Annotated in this window: 21 protein-coding genes, 1 other RNA gene and 1 pseudogene; 13 read left to right on the top strand and 10 right to left on the bottom strand. The window is 72.0% G+C overall.

The annotated features are described in order from the left end of the window. Window positions 1–131: 131 nt before the first annotated feature. The gene (ileS, locus tag CED_RS04395) at window positions 132–3,353 is read right to left on the bottom strand and encodes an isoleucine--tRNA ligase (protein WP_035908824.1); all 3,222 of its coding nucleotides are present in this window, start codon (window positions 3,351–3,353) and stop codon (window positions 132–134) included. Window positions 3,354–3,846: 493 nt separating this feature from the next. Here ileS and CED_RS04390 point away from each other — a divergent pair, with 493 nt between their 5' ends. The 6 genes from CED_RS04390 (at window position 3,847) to CED_RS21330 (ending at window position 10,225) form a co-directional block, all read left to right on the top strand. Then, complete coding sequence (locus CED_RS04390) at window positions 3,847–4,530, top strand: signal peptidase II (RefSeq protein ID WP_369807783.1); 684 nt, start codon at window positions 3,847–3,849, stop codon at window positions 4,528–4,530. Continuing rightward, window positions 4,511–5,452 carry an RluA family pseudouridine synthase gene (locus CED_RS04385; RefSeq protein WP_011435868.1) on the top strand — a complete coding sequence of 314 codons (942 nt, stop codon included), beginning with the start codon at window positions 4,511–4,513 and terminating at the stop codon, window positions 5,450–5,452. The genes CED_RS04390 and CED_RS04385 overlap by 20 nt, the downstream gene beginning before the upstream one ends. Window positions 5,453–6,735: 1,283 nt before the next feature. Beyond that, a complete protein-coding gene (locus tag CED_RS04375; protein WP_035730575.1) occupies window positions 6,736–7,380 on the top strand; it encodes a DUF6308 family protein in 645 nt (214 codons plus the stop codon). Window positions 7,381–7,429: 49 nt separating this feature from the next. After that, a complete protein-coding gene (locus tag CED_RS04370) occupies window positions 7,430–8,392 on the top strand; it encodes an ABC transporter ATP-binding protein (RefSeq protein ID WP_011435871.1) in 963 nt (320 codons plus the stop codon). Between the two features lie 13 nt (window positions 8,393–8,405). Beyond that, window positions 8,406–9,299: an ABC transporter permease gene (locus CED_RS04365; protein WP_076804224.1), complete on the top strand. Its 894-nt coding sequence runs from the start codon at window positions 8,406–8,408 to the stop codon at window positions 9,297–9,299. A gap of 182 nt (window positions 9,300–9,481) precedes the next feature. Continuing rightward, window positions 9,482–10,225, top strand: coding sequence for a hypothetical protein (locus CED_RS21330; protein ID WP_011435873.1), 744 nt, complete (start codon window positions 9,482–9,484; stop codon window positions 10,223–10,225). Between the two features lie 61 nt (window positions 10,226–10,286). Here the strand turns inward: CED_RS21330 and CED_RS04355 are convergent, their stop codons facing one another. Beyond that, window positions 10,287–10,961, bottom strand: a complete 675-nt coding sequence (locus CED_RS04355; protein WP_011435874.1) for an LON peptidase substrate-binding domain-containing protein — start codon at window positions 10,959–10,961, stop codon at window positions 10,287–10,289. Between the two features lie 274 nt (window positions 10,962–11,235). On the opposite strand from CED_RS04355, the gene CED_RS04350 reads away from it, so the two are divergent. Beyond that, a complete protein-coding gene (locus CED_RS04350) occupies window positions 11,236–11,616 on the top strand; it encodes a hypothetical protein (protein ID WP_023840530.1) in 381 nt (126 codons plus the stop codon). A gap of 71 nt (window positions 11,617–11,687) precedes the next feature. On the opposite strand, the gene CED_RS04345 is transcribed toward CED_RS04350, so the two are convergent. Beyond that, a complete protein-coding gene (locus CED_RS04345; RefSeq protein WP_035908729.1) occupies window positions 11,688–13,970 on the bottom strand; it encodes a hypothetical protein in 2,283 nt (760 codons plus the stop codon). Between the two features lie 255 nt (window positions 13,971–14,225). Then, window positions 14,226–14,426: pseudogene (locus CED_RS26020) on the bottom strand (hypothetical protein); the annotation flags it as partial. A 160-nt stretch (window positions 14,427–14,586) separates the two neighbouring features. On the opposite strand from CED_RS26020, the gene CED_RS04340 reads away from it, so the two are divergent. From CED_RS04340 to CED_RS04330, 3 genes are all read left to right on the top strand, one after another. After that, window positions 14,587–15,561, top strand: a complete 975-nt coding sequence (locus CED_RS04340; protein ID WP_035908819.1) for a Nif3-like dinuclear metal center hexameric protein — start codon at window positions 14,587–14,589, stop codon at window positions 15,559–15,561. Window positions 15,562–15,678: 117 nt separating this feature from the next. Beyond that, window positions 15,679–16,422 (top strand): zinc ribbon domain-containing protein, encoded by a 744-nt coding sequence (locus tag CED_RS04335; protein WP_035908728.1) that lies wholly within the window; start codon window positions 15,679–15,681, stop codon window positions 16,420–16,422. Between the two features lie 49 nt (window positions 16,423–16,471). Next, the gene (locus CED_RS04330) at window positions 16,472–17,608 is read left to right on the top strand and encodes a bifunctional RNase H/acid phosphatase (RefSeq protein ID WP_011435880.1); all 1,137 of its coding nucleotides are present in this window, start codon (window positions 16,472–16,474) and stop codon (window positions 17,606–17,608) included. A gap of 56 nt (window positions 17,609–17,664) precedes the next feature. Here the strand turns inward: CED_RS04330 and CED_RS04325 are convergent, their stop codons facing one another. The 6 genes from CED_RS04325 to rnpB form a co-directional block, all read right to left on the bottom strand. Beyond that, window positions 17,665–18,051 (bottom strand): hypothetical protein, encoded by a 387-nt coding sequence (locus CED_RS04325; RefSeq protein ID WP_011435881.1) that lies wholly within the window; start codon window positions 18,049–18,051, stop codon window positions 17,665–17,667. Next, window positions 18,044–18,943, bottom strand: coding sequence for a hypothetical protein (locus CED_RS04320; protein WP_035908727.1), 900 nt, complete (start codon window positions 18,941–18,943; stop codon window positions 18,044–18,046). Before CED_RS04320 ends, CED_RS04325 begins: the two co-directional genes overlap by 8 nt. A 93-nt stretch (window positions 18,944–19,036) precedes the next feature. Continuing rightward, window positions 19,037–19,279, bottom strand: a complete 243-nt coding sequence (locus CED_RS04315) for a helix-turn-helix transcriptional regulator (RefSeq protein ID WP_035908726.1) — start codon at window positions 19,277–19,279, stop codon at window positions 19,037–19,039. 189 nt (window positions 19,280–19,468) lie between these two features. Then, window positions 19,469–19,735, bottom strand: a complete 267-nt coding sequence (locus CED_RS04310; RefSeq protein WP_023840524.1) for a type II toxin-antitoxin system RelE/ParE family toxin — start codon at window positions 19,733–19,735, stop codon at window positions 19,469–19,471. Between the two features lies 1 nt (window position 19,736). Then, a complete protein-coding gene (locus CED_RS04305) occupies window positions 19,737–19,988 on the bottom strand; it encodes a type II toxin-antitoxin system Phd/YefM family antitoxin (RefSeq protein WP_232234943.1) in 252 nt (83 codons plus the stop codon). Window positions 19,989–20,029: 41 nt separating this feature from the next. After that, an RNA gene (rnpB, locus tag CED_RS21340) (RNase P RNA component class A) lies at window positions 20,030–20,442 on the bottom strand. A gap of 334 nt (window positions 20,443–20,776) precedes the next feature. Between rnpB and CED_RS25010 the strand changes: the two genes are divergently transcribed. The 3 genes from CED_RS25010 to CED_RS21325 all read left to right on the top strand — a co-directional run bounded on the left by CED_RS25010 (window position 20,777) and on the right by CED_RS21325 (window position 24,108). Continuing rightward, the gene (locus CED_RS25010; protein ID WP_023840523.1) at window positions 20,777–21,118 is read left to right on the top strand and encodes a lipopolysaccharide assembly protein LapA domain-containing protein; all 342 of its coding nucleotides are present in this window, start codon (window positions 20,777–20,779) and stop codon (window positions 21,116–21,118) included. A 75-nt stretch (window positions 21,119–21,193) separates the two neighbouring features. Continuing rightward, window positions 21,194–21,808 (top strand): PaaI family thioesterase, encoded by a 615-nt coding sequence (locus CED_RS04295; RefSeq protein ID WP_011435887.1) that lies wholly within the window; start codon window positions 21,194–21,196, stop codon window positions 21,806–21,808. Window positions 21,809–22,194: 386 nt separating this feature from the next. Next, window positions 22,195–24,108: a serine/threonine-protein kinase gene (locus CED_RS21325; protein WP_051868660.1), complete on the top strand. Its 1,914-nt coding sequence runs from the start codon at window positions 22,195–22,197 to the stop codon at window positions 24,106–24,108.

Below are 24,108 nucleotides of genomic sequence, written 5' to 3'. Positions count from 1 at the left end.
TCCTCGCCGGCAGCGGTTTCGTCTATGCGTCCCTGATCTTGACGCTGGCCGCCGCGGCGCTGCTCCCGGCGGGAGCAGTACGCCGGGCCTCTCGCTGGCCCCGGGCCTCTCGCTGACCCCGGGCCTCGGTCTCAGCCGCCGGTCGTCTCGTGCCGGGTGAGCGTGAACGCCAGGCCCAGCTCCTCGGCCGCCGAGCGGGCTGCCGTCTCGCGCGGCTGCGCCGCAGGTAGCTCCGTGCGGGCCGCCTCGGTGAAGGAGACCGCCAGCACCTCCTCGGCCACCGTCTGACCGTGGGTACGCAGAGCGAGCGCGGTCTCCTCGCGCGTCGCCGCCCAGGAGACGTCCACCCGGTCGGTGATCTCCAGCCCCGCCGCCTTGCGCGCGTCCTGGAGCACCCGGACGGCGTCGCGGGCGAGCCCGGCGCGGGCGAGCTGCGGGGAGATCTCCAGGTCGAGGGCGACGGAGAGCCCGGACTCGGCGGTGACCGCCCAGCCCTGCCGCGGCGTCTCCGTGATGATCAGCTCGTCCCCGGACAGCTCGACGTCCTCCCCGTCAACGGTGACGGTGAGCCGTCCGTTGACGGGAGGACCGGCGGCCGCGATGGCCGCGGCGGCCGCCTTGGTGTTCCTGCCGAAGCGCCGCCCCAGCGCCCGGAAGTTCGGCTTCACCGAGATGTCGACGACCTCCGAGGTCGCCGGCTCCACCGTGGTCACGTTGAGCTCCTCGGTGATCTGCGCGATCAGCTCGGGGGAGAGCTCGTCAAAGGCACTCGCGCCGACGACCGCCCGCGGCAACGGCTGGCGGGTGCGCACCCCGCTGGCGGCCCGGGCGGCGCGGCCGAGTTCCACGATCCGCCGGACGAGATCCATCTGCTCCGAGAGCTCCGGCGTGTGCAGCCCCGCCGGGAGCTCGGGCCAGGCGGCCAGGTGCACCGAGTCGGGGGTCCGCGGGGATGCGTCGGCGAACAGCCGTGACCACAGCCAGTCGGTGAGGAACGGCGTGAACGGCGCCATCACCCGGGTCAGCGCGTCCAGGCAGGTGTGCAGGGTGCTCAGGGCGTCGGCGTCGCCGGCCCAGAACCGGCGGCGGGACCGGCGGACGTACCAGTTGGACAGGTCGTCGACGAACCGGGCGATCCGCCGCCCGGCCCGCAGCGAGTCGAAGTTCTCCAGCGCATCGTCCACCTCGGCGACGGTGGCCGCGAGCTCGGACAGCGCCCAGCGGTCCAGCACGTGCCGTCGGGCCGGCGGTGTCGCGCGCGGGTCCGCGGCCGGGTCCGCGGCCGGGTCCGCGCCTGGGCGCCAGCCGGCTGCCCCGGCATAGAGAGCGAAGAAGGACGAGGTGTTCCAGTAGGTGAGCAGGACCTTGCGGACGATGTCCTCGATCGCCTCGTGACTCACCCGGCGGTCCGCCCACGGCGAGCCGCCGGCGAGCATCAGCCAGCGGACCGCGTCCGCGCCGTGCCGCTCGAACAGCTCGAAGGGATCGAGCACGTTGCCGAGATGCTTGCTCATCTTGCGGCCGTCGGCGTCCAGGAGCAGGCCGAGACAGAGCACCGTCTCGTAGGAGGAGCGGCCGAACACCAGCGTGCCGACCGCCATCATCGTGTAGAACCAGCCGCGGGTCTGGTCGATCGCCTCGCAAATGTACTGCGCCGGGTACTGCCGGGTGAACGCCGCGAGGTTGTGGTGCGGGGCGCCCCACTGGGCGAACGGCATCGCGCCGCTGTCATACCAGACGTCGATCACCTCGGGCACCCGGTGCGAGGCGCCGCCACAGGTCGGGCAGGTCCCGGTGACCTCGTCGACGAACGGGCGGTGCGGGTCGAGGTCGGCCAGGTTCCGCCCGGCGAGCTCGGAGAGCTCCGCGAGTGACCCGACGCACACCAGGTGGGTGGGGTCGTCGTCGCAGCGCCAGACCGGCAGCGGTGTCCCCCAGTATCGGTTGCGGGACAGCGCCCAGTCGACGTTGCCGCGCAGCCACTCGCCGTACCGACCGGTCTTGATCCGCTCGGGGTGCCAGGTCGTCCGCTCGTTCTGCGCCAGCAGCTCGTCGCGGATGGCGGTGGTCCGGATGTACCAGGACGGCAGCGGATAGTAGATCAACGGTGTGTGACAGCGCCAGCAGTGCGGATAACTGTGCGTATACGTCGACGCCCGCCACAGCCGGCCCCGCTCGCGCAGGTCGGCGGTCAGCGGCGCGTCGGCATCCTTGAAGAACATCCCGCCGACCAGGGGGACGTCGGCGAGGAAGCGACCGTCCGTCCCGATCGGGTTCACCACCGGCAGCCCGCTCGCCCGGCAGACTGCGAGGTCCTCCGCGCCGAACGCTGGCGCCTGGTGGACCAGGCCCGTGCCATCCGTGGTCGTCACGTAGTCGGCGAGCACGACCGAGTGCGGGACGCCGGTGCCGGCCGCGAACCGCTCGGCCGCCAGCAGCTCGAACGGGCGGGTGTAGCGGGCACCGGCCAGCTCCGCCCCGCGGAACCGCTCGACGATCTCGGCGTCCTCGCCGAGGGCCGCGGTGACCAGTGGTTCGGCGACGACGAACAACTCCCCGNCCCCCGCGCGGGCCAGGACGTACTCCNCCTCCGGATGAACGGCCACCGCCGTGTTCGACACCAGCGTCCACGGGGTCGTCGTCCATACCAGCAGCTGCGCACCCTGCCCGGCGAGGCCCAGGGCGTCGGCGACGAGCGGGAAACGGACGTAGACCGAGGGGTCGTCGACGTCCGAGTAGCCCTGGGACACCTCGTGGTCACTAAGCGGCGTTTCGTCGCGCGGGCAGTACGGGGTGACCCGGAAGTCCTCGACCAGCAGGCCCTGGTCGAAGATCTGCTTGAGCGACCACCAGACGCTCTCGACGTAGCTGGTGTCCATGGTGCGGTAGGCGCCATCGAGGTCGACCCAATAGCCCATCCGCTCGGTCATCGCGGAGAAGTCCGCGACATGGCGCAGCACCGACTCGCGGCACCGGGCGTTGAACTCGGCGATGCCGAACGCCTCGATGTCGTTTTTGCTGGTGAAGCCGAGCTCCTTCTCGACCGCGAGCTCGACGGGCAGCCCGTGGCAGTCCCAGCCCGCCCGCCGGGGAACGTGGTAGCCCTTCATCGTCCGGTAGCGGGGGAACAGGTCCTTGAAGACCCTGGCCTCCACGTGGTGCGCCCCCGGCCTGCCGTTGGCGGTGGGTGGGCCCTCGTAGAAAACCCACAGCGGGCGGTCCGCGGTGGCCTCCAGCGAACGGTGGAACACCTTGGTGTCGCGCCAGCGGGCCAACGTCTCCCGCTCCAGGGCGGGCAGGTCCACCTGGGCGGGCAGCGGAGCGAAGGTGGGATGCCGCAGAGGGGTGCTCATCGTGGGGACCCGGTCTCCATAGTCGTAATCTCCGTCGGGCTGGTTCTCCAACGGAGGGACGACGCCTCACCGGTCCCGGGCGTGACCATCCGGCCGATGCGCCGGCCGCCTGTCCTACCCGGACCGGGGGTACCGCGGTACCACCCTCCTTGCGCACCCGCTCGGCCGGATCGGGCCGAGGGATGGCCCCTCGTTGTCCTCGCGGCGGCCGGATCTACTGGGGACCCGATGGTCGACCGGATTCCGTTCTTCCGGCGGCTCGGGGGTGATCTTCGCGACGCGCTGGCCACCGGGCTTCCACCGACCCCGGCTCGCTCGGGCTGCGCCCGCCGCTACTCGTCCCCGTCCACGCCGTACCGCTGTCCATCAGCGTAGCTCAGCGGGACGAGTGGTCCCGTCCCCGGCTCGGCCCTTCGCCGCGCGGCCGGTTCATCGTCGGGACTCGGGGCCGTAGAGTGGTCCGGTAGGAGAGGTGCCGACCATCGGGAGCGGTGTGTCCGAAGATCCCGTCGATCACGCGGTGACCGCGCCGGGGGGCGTCACCCCGGGCGCGGGGTCCGTCGCGCCGGCGATGTCGACGAAGCCCTCGGCCCCGCCCGGGGGGTCGACGCCGGTGCCGCACGGGCGGGACGAGGCTCGCCCTACCGCCGGTTCCCGCCGGGCGGTGGCCACGCTGACGGTCGCGGCGGCGATCGTCCTGCTGTCGGACATCCTCACCAAGCATGTCGCGGTGGCCACCCTGTCTGACCGGGGGCCTGTCGAGGTCATCCCCGGCCTGCTCGACCTGGAGCTCACCCGCAACTCCGGAGCGGCCTTCAGCCTCGCGGGCGGCGCGACGGTGCTACTCAGCCTGGTCGCCCTGGCCGTGGTCGCGGTGGTGGTGTTCACCGCCCGCCGGCTGCGGTCGGTGGGGTGGGCTCTCGTGCTCGGCGCCCTGCTCGGCGGGGCGGTGGGCAACCTCGCCGACCGCCTCTTCCGCGCGCCCGGTCCCCTGCGCGGTCACGTCGTGGACTTCGTCCACCTCCACTACTGGCCCATCTTCAACGTGGCCGACTCCGNGATCGTCTGCGGCGGCGTGCTCGCGGTCATCCTGTCCCTGCGCGGCGTGGGTCTGGACGGCACGCGCTACGCCGAGCATCATCCCCCCGGCGGGGGCAGTGACCATCACGGGCGGTGACCTGCGGTCCCTGCCGGTCCCGGACGGGCTCGACGGCGTCCGTCTCGACGCGGCGATCGCGAGGATGTTCGGGCTGTCGCGGACCGTGGCCGCCGCGCTCGTCGACGACGGCCAGGCGAGCCTCGACGGGAAGGTCCGGGGCCGGTCCGACCGGGTCAGCGGCGGTGCCTGGCTGGAGGTCCGGCTGCCCGCTCCGCCGCGTCCGGTGGCGGTGGAACCCACGCCGGTCGAGGCTCTCGGCATTCTCTACGACGACGACGACATCATCGTGGTGGACAAGCCGGTCGGGGTCGCCGTCCATCCGGCGCCCGGCTTCACCGGACCGACCGTGATCGGGGCGTTGGCCGCCGCGGGATACCGCATTTCCACCTCGGGCGCGGCCGAGCGTCAGGGGGTGGTGCACCGTCTCGACGTCGGTACCACCGGGGTGATGGTGGTCGCCAAGAGCGAGCGCGCATATACCCTGCTGAAACGGGCGTTTCGTGACCGTACGGTGGACAAGCGCTACCGGGCCGTGGTGCAGGGCCATCCCGATCCGCTGCGGGGCACCGTGGACGCCCCGATCGACCGGCATCCGCGCCGGCCGGGGCTGTTCGCCGTCGTCGCGGACGGCAAGCCGAGTATCACCCACTACGACCTCCAGGAGGCGTTCCGGGCCGCCTCCCTGCTGTCCGTGCGATTGGAGACCGGGCGCACCCACCAGATCCGGGTGCACATGTCCGCCCTGCGGCACCCGTGTGTCGGGGATCTCGCCTACGGGGCCGATCCCACGCTCGCCGAGCGGCTCGGCCTGACCCGCCAGTGGCTGCACGCGGCGCGGCTGTCCTTCGATCATCCCGGTCACGGCGGACGGGTCGAGTTCACCAGTCCGGACCCGGCTGACCTGGCCGAGGCGGTGGAACGGCTGCGGGACCAGCCATGACGGAGCCGGCGACGCTCGGGGAGGCGACCTCGGCGCCGGTGCCCGCTCCCGCGGCACCCGGGGGAGCGGTGCCGGCCCCGGCCCCCGCCTGCCGGGGGTGGTCCACCGTGCGCCCACCGGTCCACGGGTTGGGGGCGCTGCTCGATCGGGTCGACGCCCGCACGCTGCCGGCGACCTCTCGCGCGATCGCGATCGTCCGGGCGTGGATGGTGGGCCTGGCGGAGCGGGAGATCGGTCGGGTCCGCCGAACCCGGGACCGGGTCCGCCGAACCCGGGACCGGGTCCGGCGGACCCGGGACCGGGTCCGGCCCTCGCCTGCCGGCTCCGACGACGATGACGGTCCGCCGGCCCTGCTCGACGTGGCCGGAGTCACGCCCGGCGGGGTGGTGGACTGGGGCGTCCGGATGCTCGTCCTCGGACTCGTCGCGTTGATCGTGGTGAGCGCGACGGCCGCGATCCTGCAGGGCGTCGATCATGCTCCGTCGTCCGGACCGTCCTCCTCGGCGACCGAGCAGGCAGCGACGTCCGCGAACCAGCCGGCGGCGCCCGACCAGCCGGTGGCGCCCGCGCTGCCCGCGGTGACGATCGGCCCCGGGCCGAACGACCCGGTCGCCGACTACCTCGGCGCCAGCCGGCAGAACCTCGCGTTGCTGACCTCGGCCGCCCCCGGCGCCGATCTCTACGCCGTGGCCAGTCTCNCCGCNCCCCGCNCCCCCGCCGACCTGCTCGAGGTGTTCGGCGACTTCCGGACCGTCCAGGTGTTCTTCACCGCCGGTATCGGGGGTGAACAGGAGCAGGCCGTCGTGCGCGATCCGGTGGCCGACGTCCGGGCGGCCTTCGGGTCGGCGGCGGCCCAGGCGGACGCCCGAGCCGCCGCCGACACACAGGTCGGCAACACCGCCGCCGCCGACCGCGAGCGGCGAACGACCTGCGGGCCGGGTGCGGGTGTCTGTTCGCCGTGGTGGTCCGCGCCCCGGCCGGCCGGCTCTCGCAGCTCGAAACCGATCCCCGGGTGCGGGTGGTGGATCCGGCCCCACCGGGAAGCGGGCCGCCGGGTGTGAGATTCATCCCACTGTCCCCGGACCGTCGCTGATCCGGTTGAGCCGTCCGCATGATCGGACGGCGTGCCGGGCACGGGTGGCGGACGGTGACCGTTCTGGCGNGGCATCCGACCCCTGCGCCATCGTCGACCGGGACAGGAGAGGATGAGGGGCGAGACCGGCTTCGTCACCTGGGGTTGCGACCGGCCGGGGAGTTCACGGATCATGATGAGGAGACCCAGGTTGAAGCTGGCGAAGGGCACCCGGGAGGTCTTCGACGCGGAGAGCCTGCTCGAGGAGTACCTGGGGCCGCGCAAGCGAGGTCTGCGCTACGCCTACCCGTACTACGACGGCCTGGTCACCAATAGTGATCCGGATCTGCTGTGCACCGGGGATCTCCTGGCCCCGTGCCTGCTCGGCGTCCACGTGGACCTGGATCGGATGCACACGCTCACCGCGCTGATGCCGTTGCTGCAGCGGGCGTTGGACAGGCTTCCTCCCGGCATCGAGCTCATCGAGGCCGACGAGGTCACCCTCGATCTGGTCGCCGCGCTCTACGACCCCCTCGACGACCCGGACGTCTCCGACCGGGACGTCAAGGGCTCCCTCATCGCCAAGGTGCTGCACCGCAAGCGGCCCGCCCTGGTCCCGTTGTTCGACTCCAAGGTGAGGATCTTCTACCAGCACGAGGACTGCGTCCCGCCGTCGCCGCGGGACGGGCGGTCCTGGCGGCAGTACATGGGCCTGCTCATCCGCGCGATGCAGTACGACCTGCGGGAGAACGCCGAGGAGTTCCGCCGGCTCGGGGCGCTGGTACCCGTCGCGGGTCCCCCGATCACCCCGCTGCGGATGCTCGACGTCGTGGTGTGGATGAGCAGCGCGGTGTGATCAGCGCCCGTTGTCGGCCCGGGACCATCGACCGGCTCCGACTGCGACAATGGTCGATGTGTTGAGCTACGCGGTCCGCGGGCTCACCCGGCGGCACGGGACGGGTGAGCATGCCGTTCTCGCCAATGATCGGATCGATCTCGACGTCCGGCAGGGCGAGGTGTTCGGGGTGCTCGGGCCGAACGGCGCCGGGAAGACCACGCTGGTCCGCCAGTTGATGGGTCTGCTGCGGCCGGACGCGGGCACGATTACCCTTTTTGGCCGCGACGTGCTGGCCGCCCGCGGTCTGCCGGCCCGGCTCGCCGCCTATCTGGGCCAGGACGATCTCGCGCTGGCCGAGCTGCCGGTCGCCACCGCCGTGGCGACCACCGCCCGCATGCGCGGCGTCCCCCGCTCCGCCGTGCGGGCGGTCCGTGACGCCGTGCTCGGCGAGCTCGGTCTGGAGGCGGTGGCGCATCGCCCGCTGTCGAAGCTGTCCGGTGGGCAACGCCGGCTGGCGTGTGTCGCTACCACCCTGGTGGGGGACCGGCCGATGCTCGTCCTCGACGAGCCGACCACCGGCCTCGACCCCGTCGCCCGGCGGGCCGTGTGGTCGGCGCTGCAACGTCGCCGGGACACCGTCGGTGTCACCGTCCTGCTGATCACGCACAACGTCCTCGAGGCGGAGTCGGTGCTTGACCGGGTCGCCGTCCTGGATGCCGGGCGGGTGATCGCCTGCGACACTCCGGGCCAGCTCAAGGCATCGTTGTCCGGTGACGTCCGGCTCGACCTCGCGTGGCGCCACGACCCGCCCGCGGACGACCCCACCGTCGCGACGTTGGCCGCGCTCGCCGTGGTCAACGGACGGCGGTGGACCATCCGGTTGGCTCCGGCCGCGGCCCGTGACGCCCTCGGCCGGTTGACCGCCGGCCCGGCGTTCGCCGCGCTGGACGATTTCAGTCTCGCCACCCCCTCGCTGGAGGACGTGTACCTCACCCTCGGCGGCAGGTCGCGGGACCTGGAGCGCGCATGATCGTGATTTTCCGGTGACCGTCGTTCCGGACGCGCGCGGGGCACCCGGTGGCGGGGCACCCGGGGTGCCGGCGCCATCGGTCGCGGATGGCCGCCCGGCNCCCGCCACGCGGCCGGTGTCGGCCTCCGCCCCGCCGAGCAGTGCCCCGCCGCAGCTGCCGCCGCCGACGTCGTTCCGCACCGCGTTCGGTGCGGTCTACCGCGGGCAGCTCGCCCGCTCCAAGGTGGGACGGATCCCCCTGTTGTTCGTCGCGTCGTTCCAGTCGGTCGGGATCCTCGTGCTGCTGCGCGGGATCCTCGACGTCGGCGACACCACGGCCGCCGGGCAGGTCGTGGCGGGTTCCACGGTGCTCGTGGTCGCCTTCGTCGCGTTGAACCTGCTGGCCCAGCGGTTCGGGGCGCTGCGGGCGGCCGGTGCCCTGGACTACTACCTCACGTTGCCGGTGCCCGGCGTCGCGGTGGTGCTGGGCACGGCGGCCTCGTACGCGACCTTCGCGGCGCCCGGCACTGTCGTCACCGCGGTGCTGGGGGCGCTGCTCTACGGGCTGCCGCTGTCCGGCCTGTGGCTGCTGCTGCCCGTCGTGGCGCTCGCCGGGATCTGCCTGTCCGGGCTCGGGGCGGCGATCGGCCTGCTCGCCCCTCGGCCGGAGCTCGCGACCGTCGCCGGCCAGCTCGGAATGAGCATCGTGCTGTTCTTCGGTGTGATCCCCTCCGGCCGGCTGCCCGAGGTCGGCCGCTGGGCGCGGGACGCGTTGCCCAGCAGCTACGCGGTGGACGCCCTCGCGGCCGCCTTCCAACCCGGTGTCGACTGGGCGAAGGTGGTCCTCGACCTCGGGATCTGCGCCGCCGTCGGGATGGTGGCGCTGTCTGTCGCGGCGATGGCACTGCGCCGTGTCGGCACGTCCTGAGGGCGTCATAGTTAGCGGGGCCAGCGTAGTAGCAGGACTGCCGCGGGACCGACCGGCGCGGTAGGGTCAACGGCCTGCGGCCGGTCGGCGACAACGCGCTGGTAGGCCGGGGATGCTGGTAGGCCGGGGATGCTGGTAGGCCGGGGACGAGGAGACAGACAGCCAGTGGCAGAAAGCGCGTCATGATGGAGCGGTCGTCGGGCATCCGCGGAGTCGAGCCGGTCGCGCTGTCCGTCCCACCCGGGGACGTCCCACCCGGGGACGGGCCGCACCACCCTGGTCAGCCGACCCTCGATCCGGCGATCGCCGTCCCCGCGGCCGGNGAACCGGCGCCGCCCGGGCGGAACCCGGGCCGGGCGTTCGGTGCTCGTTCGGCGGCCGTCGCCGGCCTGATCTGCGCGGCGGCGATGGCGCTCGCCGGCTTCCCGCTCGGCCTGCTCTGGGCCGCGACCGCGCCGCATCTGGATCTTGCCGTGGCGTTGGACGGGCATGAATCGGCGTTTACGGTCCAGAGCGACATCGACGTCCGGTTCGCCCTGATCTGCGCGGTCGCCGGCGTGATCGGCGGTGCCGTGGCGTGCTGGCGGGTCCGGGACGCGGGATGGCCGGTCCCGGTCGGGCTCGCCGCGGGCGGTATCGGCGGCTCGCTGATCGCCGGCTGGATCGGCCACCTGCGGCGCTCGCCCCAGCTGCTGCACGCGCTGCCGAAGGACGCCTCTCCGCTGCTCACCGACCTGGTGGACATGAAGGTCCGCGCGGGCGGGCTCTACTTTGTCATGCCGGTGACCGCCCTGCTCGTACTCCTCGTCGGGCTGTGGGTGACCTCGCGGGCCCAGTCGGACGCCGCCGAGGACAGGCGGGGTCCGACCGCGCCCGGCGACGCGCCCGGCCACGGGGCTGGGGCTGAGGTCGGGGCTGGGGACTGAGCGTCGATCCCCCGGGTGGCGAACGTCCCACGGTTCGGGCTGGGGTCAGTTCGGGCGGGGGTCAGTTCGGGCTGGGATCGACCCGGCGCAACTCGCTCGATCCGATGGTGGTGATCTTTTCCAGGAGGCCGATCTCCCGGCGGAGCAGCGCCCGTTCGGCCCGCAGTCGGTTGGCCGCGTCCGGCGCGGCGAGCAGCCCCTGACGTTCGGTGACGTCGGTGACGGCGGCGGCGGCGATCACGTACGAAAGGGCGATCGGGTCGTCGGGGAGGTCCGGCAGCGAGATCTGCACGGTGCCGGTGGCGGCGAGCCGGTCGGCGTAGGTTCGGAGCAGACGCTGGACTGCCGGAACGGTGTCGTCGGTGTCGTCGGTGTCGCCGACGTCGTCCGGCAGGTAGTCGACATCCCCGACGAGGTAGGGCTCGCTGTGCCGGTCCACCGTGCGGATCCGGAACCGGTCACCGCCCACCGTGATGAGCGAGAACCGCCCGTCGGAGTGTTCCTGGACGCGCCGCAGCACGGCGGTGCAGCCCACGTCGTGGATCGCCGGCAGGGCCGGACCCACCTCCCGGCCTCGCCGGATGGCGATCACTCCGAACCGTCGGACCTGGTCGGCGGGCTGCTCGAGCAGTTTCCGCACCAAGATCCGGTACCGTTCCTCGAAGATCTCCAGGGGTAGGACCAGCCCGGGGAGCAGGACCGTCCCGAGCGGGAACAGAGGAAGCCGCTCGCTCAACTGCGGTGCCTTCTTCCTGCCCTGCCCTCTCCGGCCCCGGACGGGACCGGAAGCGGCCGGCGGCGGTCGGGCGAGGACCGCCTGGGGCGGGTCCACGACCAGGAGTCGGACGTTTGTCCCAACCCTGTCCCCCGGTAGCCATGGTGTCCATCCACGAAGGGCTGTGATTCTCACCGGGCGCGGGTTCGGGCGCGGGTTCGGGCGCGGGTTCGGGCGGTGGACCGTCGGTGCCTGGGGACCTTCCATCCGGGTTCGTTCGCGGGACAATGGCCCGGTGTGGGAAACCGAGCCGGAGCTACTGGTCGTCTTCCATCGGCCGGACCGGGGCTTCTCGACCGGCACGGGTGTCGACCCACTGGCCGAACTGGCCGTCCTCGGCACCGTGACCTCGGCCTTGCGCCCCCGGCTGGCTCTCGTGGCGCTGCCCCCCTCCCGGGCGCCGGAGGTGGCTGCCCTGCCCGGGGTGTGCGGGGTCTTCATCGATCAGGTTCCCCCGGCGCTGCGGGAGACCCTCACCGCAGCCGAGAGCCTGTTCGTCGACGGCTGGCTGGCGCGGAGGGGCGCCAAGCGCCGCGATCCCGCAGGTGGTGAGCCCTGGGACACGCCGGGGTACCTCCCGCCCGACCGGCCACCCGGGGCGGCGCCGGCCGGATGACCCCGCGCGGCGGCTCAGAACACGCGCGGCGGCTCAGAACACGCGCGGCGGTTCAGAACACGCGCGGCGGCTCAGAACACGCGCCGGGGGACCGACCAGCTTGCACCGGGGCCCGACGAACGCCAGACCATGTGGAGCCGGTCGCCGACGCGGGCGAGCACCTCCAGATGCCCGTCGAAGTNGCTCTGGATCATCGAGACGGCGTCCACCCGGCCCAGCTCCGGTGCGAACGGCCGCGGTCCGCTCCAGCCCGGGGAGGGCGCGCCGTTGTTCCGGTAGAAGTGGATGAGCCCGCGGTCCGCGGCGGGGACGACCACCTCGAAGTTGCGGGAGCCGTCGGGGAAGGCGCTCTGGATGAGCGCCGGATTGCCCGTCACGCCCTCGGCGAAGACGGGGCCGGTGCGCCAGACCGCCCCGTTGTCGCGGGTGAGGTGCACGAGCCGGTTGCCGACCCGGGCGACCGCTTCCAGCATCCCGTTGCCGCCGCCCAGCGTGCCGTGGATGAGGCTGACGGCGTCGACGCGCCCGAGGTTCGCGCCGAACAGCTTCGGAGTGCTCCACGGAAATCCGTGGATGTCATGGTTGCGCCACAGGTGCAGGATGCCGACGTCCGCGGCGGGCACGAGCAGTTCGAAGTTGCCCTTGGTGCCCAGCCGGCTCTGCACCAGCGACGGAACGCCCCCCACCCCCTGGACGAGGCGGGTCGGCGGGTGCCAGGCGAAGGCGCCGGTGGAGTCCCGCCACAGGAAGTACAGCGTCGAGCCGACCCGGACGGCGACCTCGAGGGGTCCCGGCCTGGCCAGGGTGCTCTGGATCATGGTGGCGGCATCGATCCGGCCGAGCTCCTGAGCCGTCTGCCACGGGGCCATCCAGGGGAAGCCAGCCGCGTCGTTGTCCCGCCAGACGTGGGTCAGCCCGGCGAAGGCCGACGGGACGACGGCGTCGAAGTTGCCGATCTGGCCGAGCCCCCTGGCCTGGACGAGCGCCGGGTTGCCGCTTACTCCGTGGCCCCAGCCGATGTGGCTGGGGGTGTAGCGGCACAGCGCGAAACTGTTCGAGCGCATCAGGCAGTCGACGGGCGCGGGCGCGCAGGCGTCGCAGTTGCCGTTCGGGGCGTGGAACGCCCCCCACCGACCGCCGCAGTCGCACTGGGCGCCCGCGTACTCGTCCGGAGCGCCGAAGATGTGGCCGGTCTCGTGGGTGAAGACCCGGTCGATATTGTCCGGTCCCCAGCCGTCGTTGTCGACGGACATCACGAGCCGGGGGCCACCCACCGAGGAGTACGCGAAGTATCCCAGCGGATACTTGGTGAAGAACGCGCAGTAGGCGGACCGGGTGCCGAGCCGGGACCGGAGCGCGTCGACGTAGTCGTAGACGCCGTCGAAGCTGGCCGCGTAGCCGAGCCGGCTCATGGTGGGGTCACGCCACAGCGCCTCGAGGTCGGGCGCGTTCGGGTCCGGTGGGACGGACAGCCGCACGATCTGGATGTCGTAGTGGAAGGTCAGGTCGGCAGCCGGGTTCGTGGTTGCGTACCAGGACAACCCGTTCTGCACCTCAGCTACGATCTTGGTGCGTTCCGCGGCGGTCAGTTGCAGCGCGGTGGTCGGCCCTTCCACGAGGATCAGCCCGACGGCCACCGATCCCTCCAGCGCCGCGCTGGTGGGGGAGGACGCCTGGGCGATCTGCGCGGTGGCCCGGGTGTCCGTGGCCCGGGTGTCCGTGGGCGCGGAGGTCGGGCTCTGGGCCTCGGCCCGCCCGTTCGGCTGGGCATGCGGTGTCGGCTGGGCATGCGGTGTCGGCTGGGCATGCGGTGTCGGCTGGGCATGCGGTGTCGGCTGGGCATGTGGTGTCGGCTGGTCCGGATCAGGCGAGCTGCCCCGGGGCGGCGGGATGTCGGTGCAGGGCCGGTCCATGTCCCATGGCCGGCCGTCGCGGGGACGTTCCTGCTTGAGCTGCCGGTAGGCGGCGCTGGCCCGCAGGCGGAAGGCGTCCAGCCCGAGCGTCTCGGCGCGGTTCAGCCCGGGCGACACCCCGGTGGTCGACACGACGCTGCCGTCCGCGGGGGGGAGTACCGCCGCCGCCAGCCGGGCGGCGGTGCGCTCCGCCGTCGCCGTGGAGGTGCCCCGAGGCTGGCCCAACACGTGGACCCTGCCGTAGCGGTGCAGCGGCCGTCGTTCGTTGGCCAGGGTGGGATCGGCTGGCGAGCCGTCGCCCTCGGCGGTCTGGTCTACCCCGTCATCCGAGGACGCGTCGGTGGGTGCGATCGCCGCGAACGCCGCACGGAGTGCTCGGCCCGTCTCCCCTCCGGCCGAGATGATGAGCGCGTGTTCGTCGGCCGGTACGNCCCCCGCCATACTTGATCGTTTTCCTTTCGGTGGGGATGGCTGTGCGGAGTTGTATCGTGTTGCGGCTTTGTTGTGCCGGCTTTTGTGAAAACAAGTACGCAGAGTGCCGATCTGGTGCCTTCGCCTGCTTTGTTCAGAGGGATTGCGCCAACATAGCCGGCGGCGGGCGTCCACCCGGCCGGAGCCGGGCAGCCGCCCGGGTGGCTCGGCGTCTCGGCGTCTCGGCGTCTCGGCGTCTCNGCGTCTCAGTGCCTCAGCGCCTCNGCGCCGGTCCGGAGCGAACGATGCCTGCGCCGATGGCACGTCGGGCCACATGGCCCCGACGGCGGGCCGTTCCGGCGCACCCATGGCCTCGGCCACCTTGCGCATGATGGCTTCCACCAGCCGGACAGCCTGCGGGGTCGCGAGGTTCAGCACGATCTCGGCATCCCCCGCCACCTGGAATCGCACCGAAACGTCCGCCATGACGACTGCCCTTTCCTCGCGGCTCGCCAGCACATCGCAGGCGTGTTGCCACCGGTGACGTTACGGGGCCGGAACGACCGCCCCCACGGCGCCCGGGTGTGGCACCGGACAGCGTGACCGGCTGGCAGGTCGCTGCGACGAAGCGGGTAGGGTCACGGTGGTGACCTTTCCGTCAGCGACAGTGCGTGACTGTGTGGCCGTGCTTGAGCGTTTCTTCCCTCCGTCCTGGGCCGAGTCCTGGGACGCGGTGGGACTGGCGGTGGGNGATCTGGACGCGCCGGCCTCGGCGGTCCTGTTNGCGGTGGATCCGACCCCCGAGGTGGCGGCCGAGGCCGTCACGGCGGGAGCTCAGCTGCTCGTCACCCACCACCCGCTGTTCCTGCGGGGAGTGCACGGCGTCGCCGAGACCGGTCCGGGCGGGCGGGTCGTTGCCACCCTGATCCGGGCCGGCGTCGCCCTGTACACCGTGCACACGAACGCCGATGTCGCCGCGCCGGGCGTGAGTGACGCGCTTGCCGACGCGCTGGGGTTGCGTGACGTCGCCCCGCTGTCCGCCCCGGCCCCGCTGTCCGCCCCGGCGAACGTCGGGGCCGACGAGGGCGGTGCCGGGGCCGACGAGGGCGGTGCCGGGGCCGACGAGGGCGGTGCCGGGAGCAGCGCCGGTGATGAGGGTGGTGTCGGTGATGAGGGCGGTGTCGGCGGGGCGAGCGTGTGCTGGGGCCTCGGCCGGATCGGTGACCTGCCCGCGGCCGAGTCCCTGGAACGGTTCTGCGCCCGGGTCGTCCGAGCGCTGCCGGCGACGGCGGGCGGGGTCCGGGCGACGGGTACCGCGGACCGGCTCGTCCGGCGGATCGCGGNGTGCGGCGGCTCGGGGGGNGAACTGGTCGCCGCAGCCGAGGCCGCGGGAGCGGACGTCCTCGTCACCGCGGACGGCCGGCATCACCACGTCCTCGACGCCGTCGGTGCGCATGGGGTCGTGGTGGTCGATGTCGCCCACTGGGCGAGTGAATGGCCCTGGCTGAGCCAGGCCGCCACCCGCCTGCACACCGGTCTGCGTGCGAGGGGACGTACGGTGAGCACGTCGGTATCCGCTATCGTGACCGATCCCTGGCGGGTGCACGTTCCGTCCCGGTAGGCGGTGCCGGCGGCGCGGAGGCCCGGGTCACGCGGAGGCCCGGGTCACGGAGGGCGCCGCGTCGGGTCTGGTCAGGTCGGCCAGGTGTAGTCGTTCAGGCGTACCAGTGAGGAATCGATGAAGGCCGATCCAGCAGTTCAGCTCCGCCTGCTCGATCTGCAGGCGCTCGACACCGGTATCGACCGGTCGGTGGCCCGCCGACGCGGTCTGCCGGAGCACGCCGTCATCACCGAGCGCACCGCCGCGCTGACCTCGTTGGACGGTGAGGTCGTCGGGGTGCGGACCGAGCTGAGCGACGTCGCGCGTGCCCAGCGCAAGCTGGAGAACGAGATCGACCTCGTGCGGACCCGTTCGGCCCGTGACTCCCAGCGGCTTGATTCCGGCGCCGTCTCGACGCCGCGTGAGCTGGAGAACCTGCAGGCGGAGCTCGCCTCGCTGACCCGTCGTCAGGGCGTGCTCGAGGACGACGCGCTCGAGAAGATGGAGATCGTCGAGGGCCTGGAGAGCCGGCTCTCCGCGTTGTCCCAGCAGCGATCAGCCCTGCAGGCCGAGCTCGACGCGGCGGTGGCCGCGCGGGACAAGGCCTACGCCGAGCTCGATGCCGAGGTGGCGCGGCTGCNCCATGACCGCGACGCTCTCGTCCCGGAGCTGCCCGAGGCGCTGGTCACGCTGTACGAGCGGATCCGGGCGTCCTCCAGCGGAGTGGGCGCCGCGGCCCTGCTGCGCCGCCGCTGCCAGGGCTGCCATCTTGAGCTGTCGGGCGGCGACCTGCGCGCCGTGGCGGCGGCGCCGGGGGATGAGGTGGTGCGCTGTGAGGAGTGCCGGCGCATCCTGGTCCGTACCCCCGAATCGGGGCTGTAACACCGTCGGCGGGACCCCCGCCTCGGGGGTAGACGAGGGGAGCATGTAGATGGGCACCGTGCGCAGGCTGGTCATCGAGGCCGACGGCGGGTCGCGGGGTAACCCGGGCCCGGCGGGCTACGGGGCCGTGGTCCGCGACGCCGGCTCGGGGAAGCTGCTGGCCGAGCGCGCGGACTCGATCGGGCGCGCCACGAACAACGTCGCCGAGTACTCCGGGCTGATCGCCGGGCTGCGGGCCGCCGCTGAGATCGCCCCGGACGCCGAGCTGGAGGTCCGGATGGACTCCAAGCTCGTCGTCGAGCAGATGAGCGGCCGGTGGAAGGTCAAGCATCCGGCGATGCGGCCGCTGGTGGCCGAGGCGACGGAACTCGCCGCCCGGTTCCCCGCGGTCCGTTTCCAGTGGGTGCCCCGCGCGCGCAACGCCGACGCCGATCGGCTCGCGAACGAGGCGATGGACGCCGCCGCCGCCGGGCGGGCCTGGGAACCCGCGGTCCCGCAGTCCCCGGACCCGGTCCCGCACCACGCGCCGACGACGAACCGGCTCTCCGGCTGGATGGCGCCGCCCGCACCGCCGACGACGACCGTGCTGCTGCGTCACGGGCAGACCCCGCTCTCGGTGGAGAAGCGCTTCAGCGGGACGGTCGAGGCGGCCCTGACCGACGTCGGGCTCGGCCAGGCCGCGGCCGTAGCGAACCGGCTGCGCGACGAGCCGTTCGATCTCGTCGTCAGTTCGCCGCTGAAGCGGGCCCGGCAGACCGCCGAGGCCCTCGGCCGCGACTACGTCGTCGTCGACGATTTGCGGGAGACCGACTTCGGCGCCTGGGAGGGGCTGACCTTCGCCGAGGTGCGTGAGAAGTTCCCCGATGAGCTCAATGCCTGGCTCGCCGACCCGCACGTCCCGCCGCCCGGCGGGGAGAGCCTGATCGCCACCGTGGCCCGGGTAGCGCGGGTGCGTGACCGGCTGCTCGCCGAGCAGCCAGGCGGGCGGGTCCTCATCGTCTCACACGTCACGCCGATCAAGGGGTTGGCCCAGCTGGCGCTGGCGGCGGAACCGGCCGTGCTCTACCGCCTCCACCTGGATCTGGTGTCGATGACGACCATCGACTGGTACTCCGACGGCCCGGCGGTGCTACGCGGGTTCAACGACACCCATCACCTGGCGGGCCAGACGATCTACGGCGAATAGGGGCAGCTCAGGCGGGTTGATGCGGGGTCAGGGCCGAGGCTGCCGGCCCCGCGGCGCTACCGCGCCCGCAGGGCCGCCGCCGCGGCGCTGACCTGTTCCTCCGTCGGCGCCACATACGTGAAGTCCCGGCCGCGGAGATAGTCGAGAAACGCCGGCTCCGGCGGAAGATCGTGCTCCTCCAGATAATAGGCGATCGATGCGCTCCACACCCATTCCCCGTCTGTCAAGAACACGATGGGAACTTGCTTCCCGCGTGACTCGTCCAAACGGTCCACCGAGAGGCCCGCCGCGCGCAGGATGACTTCACCCTTGCAGAGATAGGCGAGAAATGCTGCCCGTTCGCGGCCGGCGGGAAGCTTCGGACGATCGGCGGCGAAGGGGGTGCCGTCCTGGGTGCCGTCGAACAGTTTCGCTATCTTAATGTTGCCGAACACCTCAGGCATTCTGTTTGCCCTCGCCTCTCGGATGAAAATTGATCCAGGAGCCGTCATGGGGAACGGTTTGCACCAGACGACCGTACTCATTTTCGGTCATTGATGTCGTCCACACGTTACCGCGGTCGTCGGCCCAGGCCAGCTCGGTCGGTGCCGTCACCGCGACCCCGAGTTCGTCCGCGACCTTCTGGGCCACGGGGTTGTCGCCCTGCCCGGTCTCGCAGGACAGCAGCCGCACCGGTCGGCCGCGCCAGTTCTCGTCGGCGCGGATGAGCGCGCCGAGCTGCCGGGCGTCGAGCGCGACCTTGCCGACCCGGAATCCCGACGGGTCGCCATGCAGGTCGGCTGTGTAGGTTCCCGGGACCGGCTCGGCGGCCATCGCGGTCCTCCGCATGTCCGTGTCGGACTTCTCGAAGAAGGCGCGTCCATCTCGAGTCGGGAGGCTTTCCCGCCAGATCCTCGTGAGCCGCCACCCCAGCTTCTCCGGTCCGGCCGGCCGATCCTGCTTCCTGGCCGCGTCCATCTCACCGCCGGGCCCGCGGTCGAGCAGCGCGAGCTTGCGTTCCACCGGCGAAGGATCGGCGGACCGCGTGTCCTCTACCGACCGACGGTCGGCCGGCCACGGGGCACGATCATCCGAGGTGTTCCGGCGGTCGAGCGCGTCCAGCTTGGCGTCGATCCTGGAACGTTCCGTCTCCGGCCGCGCCGAGCCTTCAGGGGCCGAGCCTGCGGATGCCAAGCCATCGGATTCGGTGCCGTCGGCGGAAACGGGGGAGCCTGCCTCCGGTGATGTGAGCCGGTCGAGCAGCCGCGCCTTCACCTCGGCCTGGCTCGGCCCAGCCCNCGGTCTCCAGGGAGCGGCCGGCGCATCGACGCTCGCATCCGGCCGTTCGATCGACATTGCCACCTACCGTAGCAGTGTCACCACATCATGGCTAGAAACGACCAGTCAGGTGAGGACGGCGACCCAGCGTTTCGATCCCTCCAGAGATGATCAGCGCCGAGTGTCGGAGGAGGGTTGGTGGTCGGCTCTCTCCAGCCTGGCGATCTGGGGCTGCACCAGGCCGACGACAGCCGCCAGCTGACGCTGACTTAGACCGTGCTCGGTGCGGTATCGCACCACCTTGTTCGCAACGTCGCGGGCGNAAGCCCTGCGGTCCGGTGCGTCACGGAACTCGGCATCCGCGCGGTTGTCCTCAATGACCTGGTCGAGAGGCTTGAGAGCTGCGAGCTTCATGCGTCACCCTCCACGTCGTCGAGACGTTCTTCGGCCGACCTGACGGCTTTTCNGATCGGTGTCGGCCTCGACACCGATGACCAGGTTCGGCCCGATCCGTCGATAGAACGCGCGCCATGGACAGCGGCCCTGTCGTGGACGTAGGCAGGTGATGGGCGATCTTGATATCACTGTGTCGAGTCGCTCGGGTCAGAGGTGCCGGTACACCTCACGTCGATGGGCGACGTGAACGATCGTGACGAGAACGCGGGTGTGGTCGACTTGGTAGATCACCCGATATTCACCAACTCTGATCCGCAGTATCCCGGTGGGTTGGCCGGTGAGGGCCCGGGCCCCGGAGGGGCGGGGTTCCGCCGCGAGTCGTGTCACCGCGATCAGGATCCGTCGAGCGGCGGAGGCGTCGAGCTTGCGCAGCTCTCGCAGCGCCGCAGTCGCCCACTCGACGGTGTGCGCCACGTCAGTTCAGGCCGAACTCGGCGAGGACGTCGGCATGGGGTACGCGAGGCTCCTCGGCGGCCAGCGCCTCTCGGGCGACGGCGAGATCCGCTTCGTCCTCTGCCGCTTCCAGCTCACGGAGATCTTCTATGGAGATTACTGCCGCGACCGCGCGACCGTGACGGGTCAGGACGATCCGCTCCCGGGCGTGCTCCGCCTTGGAGACGATCTCGCCGAGGTGGTCGCGTGCCTCGCTGATCGGCATCTCACTCATCCCCAGATTGTACAAACCGGGGAGCGGTCGGGCCGCTGAGGCGGACGAGGTGGCCTATAAGCCGGGTCCTGTACCGGCTCGCCTCACGGCTCGCCGGCGGCGACCATCTCTCTCGGGCTGCCGTTGCCGGCAGCCTCCAGCGGTCCACCCGCAGGCTCGGGCGGGCAGCCCTCGAACGCCTGCGCGGTCCGCGACCTGTGACGGCCACGGGCCTTCTGACCTTGCTCCGGGCGGGGTTTACCGAGCCGCCCAGGTCACCCTGGGCGCTGGTGCGCTCTTACCGCACCGTTTCACCCTTACCGGCGCCGGGACCGGCACCGGCGGTCTGTTTTCTGTGGCACTGTCCCGCGGGTCACCCCGGGTGGGTGTTACCCACCGCCCTGCCCTGTGGAGCCCGGACTTTCCTCGGCGACGCCGGACCGGCCGGCGCCGACGCGGCCGCCCGGCCAACTCGTCCGCTTCCTTCAGTATAGAGTGCTTCCCGGTCCACGCTTCCTGGGCGTAGGGCTGATCGGGCTGTCGGTGCGCGGAGCCGGCCGATCGGGCGGGATGGCGGCGGGTCGAGGAACAGGAAGATCATGACGGGACCGAAGCAGCCGGGCCAAGGGTTCGGCGACGCGGGGCGTGTGGCCTCTCCGTCCGCCGTTCCGTCCGCGCCCGCGGCGCCTGCGCCGGCCGGGCAGACCCCCGCGGCCTCGCCTCCTGGAACGCCCGCCGGCCAGGTTCCGGTTGGTTCGGTTGGTCGAGCCGGTCCGGGCGGTCCGGGTGGTTCAGGCGAGGTGGCGCCCGTGCCGCACCAGCCGGTCCACCCGGGCGCACCGGATTCTCCCGGCGTCCCGGGTGCGCCCACTGGCGGCGCCCGGCCCCCGCGTCGCGGGGTTGCCTACACCACCTATGCGATCACCGTGCTGGTGCTGCTCATCGCGATCGCTGTCGTGGTCTTCGTCGTGCAGAACGACGCGCGCGTGAGCATCTGGCTGTTCGGTTCGACCAAGCAGATGTCGGTCGCGGGTGCACTGGCCGCCTCGGCCGCCGCCGGTCTCGTCGTTGGCCTACTCATCGGTGTCATTCCTCAGATCAGGCTGCGCCGCGAGTTGCGCCACCTGCGTCGCGCGGCCAGCCGCCGGTAGCTGAGCGGAGTCCTTGGCCGCGGGTCGGCCGGTAGCCGGTTGGTGTAGCCGGTTGGTGGAAGGGACGTCGGCAAGATGCCAGGCGGATCCCACCGCGTCGGTACAGTCCGGGTCGTGACGCCGTTGCGAACAGATCTGCCACCGGGAGCACAACTCCCGCCACGTCCAGCGAACGCACCGGCGCCTGGCACCGTGCTGCCGTCCCACTACGTGCGGTGCTTCGCCTGCGGTGACCAGTCCGCCCACGGACTGCACCTACGGGTCGACGCCGATGCCGGGCTCGCGCTGTGCGCGACGTTCGAGGTGACCGAGCATCATCAGGGAGCGCCGGGCCTCGCCCACGGGGGCCTGCTCAGCTGCGCCCTCGACGAGGCGTTGGGTGCGCTCGGGCATCTGACCCGGACCAGCCTGGTGACCGGCCGGCTGGAGACGGACTTCCTGCGGCCGGTACCCGTGGGCACTGTCCTGCACCTGAGCGCGCGGGTCGAGGGCGTGCTCGGCCGGCGGGTCTACGCCAGTGGCGAGGGACGGTTGAACAGCCCTACCGGACGGGTCGCGGTCCGGGCCCGAGGGCTGTTCGTCGAAGTACCCATGGAGCACTTCGTCACCCATGCCCGGGCCGAGGACATCCAGGCGATCGAGCAGGATCCGGACCTGATCCGGCTACGCGAACATCAAACTATTTTCTGATCTTCGAATCTCCTGATCTCCGAATCTCGGAATCCGCTCACGGGCAGGACTCGTTTGCTCGCTGTGATTCGACCGCGCGGACCGTCACATCTCCGTCACAGATCCGTCACAGATTTAGCTGGCACGGTGGACGTGGCAACCGGGATCGAGTCGTTGGGTCGGCTCCCCGGAACTGATTGGAACCGGCAGGCCAGGCCGATCGGTCGGGATCGACCGCTTGTGCCTCGGCCGGGAGCTCCGGGCCTGTCGGGATGCTCCATCGACCGTTGCCTCGGCCACTGCGTCGGANCGTTCGGAGCTGCGGTCGGCCCCGGCGGCCAATCCTCGCCGGCTGTCGGTCGGCTCGCGGCGGAAAGCTCGACGGAAGGGAGGGCGCGGTGCCGGCGATGTCGCTGCGCTCTGGCGATCCGGAGCGGATCGCCCGGTTCACGCTCACCGCGCGGCTCGGCTCCGGCGGTATGGGAGTCGTCTACCTCGGCATCGACGACGAGACCGGAGGGCCGGTCGCCCTCAAGGTGATCCGGTCGGACTTCACGGCCGATCCCGAGTTCCGCAGCCGGTTCCGTCGCGAGGTCGCGGCCGCCCGGGCGGTCGACGGTGCCTGCACCGCGAGGCTGGTCGATGCCGATCCCGACGCCGAGGATCCGTGGATGGCAACCGAGCACATCCACGGCCAGAGCCTCGCCGAGGCGATCGCCGACCGGGGCGCGCTGGCCATGCCGGTCGTCATGGCGCTGGCGACCGGGCTCGCCGAGGCCCTGAAGTCCATCCACGACGCCGGCATCGTCCATCGGGACCTGAAACCGGGCAACGTGATCCTCAGCGAGGACGGCCCGAAAGTGATCGACTTCGGCATCGCGGCGGCGGTCGACGCGACGGCCGCTACCAGGACGGGGGTGTTGCTGGGCAGCCCGGGTTACATGGCCCCGGAGCAGGTCACTGGACGCGGCGAGATCGGCCCGCCGGCGGACGTCTTCGCCTGGGGCCTGACGGTACTGTTTGCCGCGTCGGGGCGACCCCCCTTCGGCACCGGCCGGCCCGACGCACTGCTGTACCGGGTGGTCCACGACGAGGCCGACACCGGGGATGTTCCGCCGGCCCTGCGCCCAGCGGTCCGCGCGGCGCTGCTCAAGGAGCCCATGGCCCGGCCGAGCGCCCACGCGTTGCTGCGCGTGCTGATCGGGTCTACTGGCGACCCGGGGCGCGAGACACGCCGGATACTGCGGGACGCCTGGCTCGCTCCACCGGTGGCGACCCGTGTGAGGAGCCTTCTGCCGGCCGTGGAGGAGGATACCCACGACGCCAAGACGCAGATCCGCCTCGATGCGCCGGAGAGCGCCGGCGCGGGGACAAACGGCGCGGGGACAGCGGACCGGGCGCCACTCGGGACCGGTGGTCCGGCGGGCGAGTCCGGGCAGGTTGGCGAGTCCGGGCAGGTTGGCGAGCTTGGGCGGGTCCGCGGGTCCGCGCCCGGCGAGGATGACGGTCCGGCCGGTGGCCGGCCGACTGGAGATGATCATGATGTGGCCGCTTCCGCCGAGGTAGCTTCCGCCGGGGCGAAGCGGCCCCTGTCCGGCCGGCGGGCCCGCGCCCGACGCCACCCGCGCCGGACCGCGGGTCTGGCCGCCCTGGCCGCGACACTCGCGGGCCTGGCCGCCCTGAGCGCATCCGAGGCCGCCAGCGACCTCGGTCCGCGGGCCCCCGGGACGGCCGCCAGCTCCCGGGCGACGGGCGGGGAACTGGAGCCCGGCCCGCACGACGTGCCACCCACCCCGTCGTCGCGTGACGACGTCCCGGCCCGATCGGGACGTACTCCTGGGCCACTGGGGCTCCCCTCACCCTCTGTCATCGTTCCTCCCGCCGGTTTGTCGTCGGGGCGGCCGATCCCCGGGTTCCGGGGCACGGTCGGCCAGCTCACACAGGCCAAGGCGTTCACCGACTTCGTCGCCGCCCACGACACCCAGATCATCTTCCTCGACATCTCCACCCTCGCCGAGGGTAACGAAGGGGCCTTCTACCCCGGACCGGACTTTGGGGGGGACAACCGGCCCAACTTCACCCTCTTCGACGCGTGCGGGGCGCNCGGGCCGGGGGAGCCGCCCGGCTTCGAGCCGGGGAAGGAGTGCTTCGGGAGCACGTACCGCCTTGCCGAGATGGCGCACAGCGGTGCTTCCTTCGGCTACGTGCAGGGTTCCTACCGGCTGCGTGGTTATTTCTGGGTCGACCTGGTACCCGGAATGCACCAGGGATTCGCGAACATCAATCTGCGGGCCGTCGACGTCCGGGATCTTCCGCGTTGA

The sequence above is a fragment of the Frankia sp. CeD genome, from assembly GCF_000732115.1.
Taxonomy (GTDB): domain Bacteria; phylum Actinomycetota; class Actinomycetes; order Frankiales; family Frankiaceae; genus Frankia; species Frankia casuarinae.
The sequence above is the reverse complement of the archived record's forward strand: the minus strand, read 5'-3'. Positions and strand labels throughout refer to the sequence as shown.

What these genes read in the sequence shown, in the direction of transcription:
- CED_RS04370 (WP_011435871.1), top strand. Translation starts at nt 7,430, where the DNA reads ATGGTCGATGTGTTGAGCTACGCGGTCCGCGGGCTCACCCGGCGGCAC.
- CED_RS04330 (WP_011435880.1), top strand. Translation starts at nt 16,472, where the DNA reads ATGGGCACCGTGCGCAGGCTGGTCATCGAGGCCGACGGCGGGTCGCGG.
- CED_RS04325 (WP_011435881.1), bottom strand. Translation starts at nt 18,051, where the DNA reads ATGCCTGAGGTGTTCGGCAACATTAAGATAGCGAAACTGTTCGACGGC.
- CED_RS04305 (WP_232234943.1), bottom strand. Translation starts at nt 19,988, where the DNA reads ATGAGTGAGATGCCGATCAGCGAGGCACGCGACCACCTCGGCGAGATC.
- CED_RS04295 (WP_011435887.1), top strand. Translation starts at nt 21,194, where the DNA reads ATGCCAGGCGGATCCCACCGCGTCGGTACAGTCCGGGTCGTGACGCCG.